Consider the following 3875-nt stretch of genomic DNA (forward strand, 5'->3'; position numbering starts at 1 on the left):
CGCTGCGGTGGGGGGTGGGCGCGCAGCGCGTGCCGCGTGGCGGGAGCGGAGCGAGCCGCTCCGCTCCCGCGGAGCGGGTCCCTCCGGGCTGCGCCCGTCAGAGCGAACCGGGTCGCTGCGCTCCCCGGACGCTCCCGCTCCGCGGGAGCGGAGCGGCTCGCTCCGCTCCCGCCAGGCGGCACGCGCTGCGCGCCCACCGCCAACCGCAGCGCAGCCGGGCCGCGTTGCGGCCCGGGGCCGGCCTCCGGCCGACCCGTGGCCTCCGCTGCGCTCCAGCCACCCACCATTACGCATCTAAAGGCATCGCGATAGGGCACTGAAGTCCCCGCCAACGGAGTGACAGGCCGGTTCTTCTACTGCCAGGTCAGAGCTTTGTGACGGAGAAGAACGGCCCCATTCGCATGGTGGTGTTCACCATGCGAATGGGGCCGTTCTTCAAATGAGGGAAGAGCAGGAAAACCTTGATCGCTACTTTATGTAACAATCGGATCGGAATAATCCATTTATGACGCAAGGTGACGCAGGGCGGGGGCGCTCAGGTTTTAATTTTGGCTTGAAAATCACCTGTCGGCCGACGAGTACGTGACCTGCTCTCAGTTTCTAAGCTATCAATGTTTCTTTTTTGAAGTTGAGATAGACTCTGGACTTAGAGCACGCCACCACGGATCACTCCGAGAGGTTTCGAGACCCATCGCACGGCCTCATAGGTGGCCGGGGGGGTAGAAACCGCAAGCCGATCACGTCAGTTCAACCCTAGCTCTCACAGTCCCTCTACGTGCATGTTTCCCGCTTCCCACCGCTCCCGTCGCCCGGACGGCATCCACGAGAAGGCAGACGGTATGTCGACCACTAACCGCGTTGACCAGCGCGATGCAGCCCAGCGAGAAGCCACTGACGCGGTCGTGCGCGCCCTTGAATTGCCTGCAAGATCACTTGTGCCGGAACGAGGGCTTCGCACGCAGGTGATCATGGCGACCGGGTCCGGGAAGACCCGGGTGGCGGTCCACAGCGCGGAGGAGCTCCACGCGGGCCGTGTGCTGGTGCTGGTGCCCTCGCTGGACCTGCTCGCCCAGACCGAGGCCGCGTGGCGCGAGGGCGGCCGCCGAGGGCCGATGATCGGGGTGTCCTCGCTGCAGGGCGAGGAGGTCACCTTCCCCAACACCACGGACGTGGACGAGCTGGTGGAGTGGACGCGCGGCCTGGAGAAGGTCACCGTCTACGCCACGTACGCGAGCCTCGGTCTGGGCACGCTGGAGCGGGCACACGCCCGTGGCTTGGCGGCTTGGGACCTGATCATCGTGGACGAAGCCCACCGCGTCTCGGGCCGGATCGGGAAGCCGTGGGCGGTCGTCCACGACAACACCCGCATCCCCTCGCTGCGCCGGCTTTACATGACGGCCACGCCCCGGCTGTGGCAGCTCGGGGACGAGGACGAGGCCGGCTCGCCGGGCGAGTTGGTCGCCAGCATGGACGACGACCCGGACGGCCCCTTCGGCAGCCGCTGCTTCACCCTCTCCCTCTCCGAGGCCATCGACCGGGGCATCTGCGCCCCCTACCAGGTCGTCTGCGTGGACGTCACCGACACTCAGCTCCAGGCCGCGCAGCTCCTGGTCGCCGAGAGCCGTTCGGCCGAGGTCCGCGGGGCGCGGCTCGCCGCTCTGCAGACCGCGCTGGTGAAGGCGTCGGCGGAGGAAGGTTTCCGGCGCACGCTGGTTTTCCACCACGTGGTGAAGGAGGCCGAGGCTTTCGCGGCCGGCCTCCCCGACGTCGCCGAGCAGCTGCACGCGAGCGACCGGGAGCTGTACCCGGCCACCGTGTGGGCCGACTGGCTGTGCGGCGAGCACAAGCCACTCCACCGGCGCCGGGTGCTCGCCGAGTTCGCCGAGGGCATCGCCACGGACGGCACCGTCGTGGAGAAGGGCTACCTGGGATCGGTCAAGGTGTTGGGCGAGGGCGTCGACACCAAGAACTGCGACTCCGTGTACTGGGCGGACGTACGCGGCTCCATGCCCGACCTCGTCCAGGCCGTCGGGCGTGCGCTGCGGATGCAGCCGGGCGAGGGGAAGATGGCCTCGCTCGTCGTGCCGATCCTGCTCGGCCCCGGCGAGACGGCCGACAACATGCTCACCTCCCGGGCGTACGGCGGGCTGGCCAGGCTCCTGGAAGCGCTGCGGGCACACGACGCACGGATCGTGGAGACCCTCGCCGAACAGCAGGCCCCGAGCCGCTACAAGCCCGTCAGCAAGGACAGCAGTGCCAAGAGCGGGAACAGGATCGGCAGCGGTTCGGAGGCCGTCAGCGAGCCCTCCAAAGCCCTGCTGAAGTTCAGTTCGCCGCGCGACCCGGCCGCGCTCGCCGCGTTCATCAATCTGCGCGTCCTCAACCCGGAACACCAGCACTGGCGTCGCGGGGTGGAAGCCGCCGTCATCTACGCCCGCGCCCACGGCGACCTCAAGGTCCCCTTCACGTTCCGCGTCCCGGCCGCCGAGGAAGCCCAGGCGTCCGGATGGCCGGCCACCCTCGCCGAGTTCCCGCTGGGACAGTGGACCGCCGACGTCCGCCGCTTCCACAGCCGCGGGGACATGGACGCGGACCGCGTCGCCCAGCTGGAGAAGCTCGGGATGATCTGGTCGCACTTCGACGTCGCGTGGGAGGAGGGCCTGTCCGCCGCGCGCGGATGGGCGGCCCAACACGGCCACCTCCTGGCCCCGCTGGACGCCACCTACCAGGGCGCGGCAGTGGGTATCTGGCTGAAGAACGCGCGAGTCGCCGCCCGCAAGGCGAAGGAGATCGAAGAGCGGCGTGCCGAGGGGCTGCCAGTGGAATCGTCCGCCGGGGCCATGACGCAAAAGCGGCGCAAGCAGCTGGAGGACATCGACGCGTCCTGGTGCCCGAGCTGGCCGGTGACCTGGCAACGCTCCTTCCACCTGGTCCGCCAGCACCTGGACGCGGGCGAGGCACTGCCCACCGAGACGGACAAGGTCGTGCGCCAGGGCGAGGACCTCGGACGGTGGGTGACCTCGGTACGCCTCGGCTGGGACCAGCTCACCGGAGTGCAGCAGTGGATGTGCGAACAGGTCCTCGGGATCGAACCCGCCACCGAGGAGGAGAAGCCGAAGCCGCGCCCCACACAGGCCGACAAGTGGAACGCCCACCTCGCAGCCGCCCAGCAGTTCTTCGAGCGCGAAGGCCACCTGACCGTGCCCCGCAAGCACGTCGAGACCGTGCTCTCCGAAGACGACGGGGAGCTCCAGTTCCGGCTGGGGTCATGGATCAACAACCAACGCAGCCGGGCCGCCTCGCTGTCCCCGGAGCGGGTGAAGCAGCTGTCCAAGGTCGGGATGCGGTGGTCCTGATGATGGCTGTCGTCGTCATCGCGGCCGCCGCGCTCGCGGCTGGCTATCTGCTCGGACGGCTGCGCCCCTGGCGGCGTGCGGGCGACTGGGCGGCCGACCAGGTCCGCCACGCCGGGACGTGGGTCCGGGGCGGCGCGGGGCGGCAGGCCGTCGTCGTCCTGGTCCACGTCGTCACCGCGCCGCGCACCAGTTGGCGCATCATGTGCACCCCCGCCGCCGACACCACGGAGCCCGTACGCGATCCGGAGTGGGTCGCACACCGCACCCGAGCAGACAAGGGAGGCACCCTGTGAGCACCGAGCGGCACGGCGCCGACGCGTACGGCCAGGAGCTGGCCCGCATCAGCCACCATCAGCACGAGGCCACGACGGCGCGGTTCACGATCTTCCAGGCCCTGGCCGCCGTCGGGATCGGGCACGAGCAGGCCGACGACATCGTGGCGCAGCTGGAGGCCGGGGCCGTGGCCGGCGCCCACACCTGGATCTCCGAGAGCAGCGGCGGGCGCGGGGGGGGGCGGCG

3 protein-coding genes are annotated in these 3875 nt (G+C 69.7%); all 3 read left to right on the forward strand.

From position 1 onward, the window contains the following. Positions 1 to 839: 839 nt before the first annotated feature. The gene (locus tag AB0D46_RS38315) at positions 840 to 3356 is read left to right on the forward strand and encodes a Helicase associated domain protein (protein WP_362884705.1); all 2517 of its coding nucleotides are present in this window, start codon (positions 840 to 842) and stop codon (positions 3354 to 3356) included. After that, positions 3356 to 3649 carry a hypothetical protein gene (locus AB0D46_RS38320; RefSeq protein WP_362884707.1) on the forward strand — a complete coding sequence of 98 codons (294 nt, stop codon included), beginning with the start codon at positions 3356 to 3358 and terminating at the stop codon, positions 3647 to 3649. The genes AB0D46_RS38315 and AB0D46_RS38320 overlap by 1 nt, the downstream gene beginning before the upstream one ends. Continuing rightward, positions 3646 to 3875: hypothetical protein (locus AB0D46_RS38325; RefSeq protein ID WP_362884709.1), on the forward strand; the 230-nt coding region annotated here is incomplete at its 3' end. The genes AB0D46_RS38320 and AB0D46_RS38325, both read left to right, overlap by 4 nt.

This window comes from Streptomyces sp. NPDC048383, assembly GCF_040651775.1.
Lineage (GTDB): Bacteria > Actinomycetota > Actinomycetes > Streptomycetales > Streptomycetaceae > Streptomyces.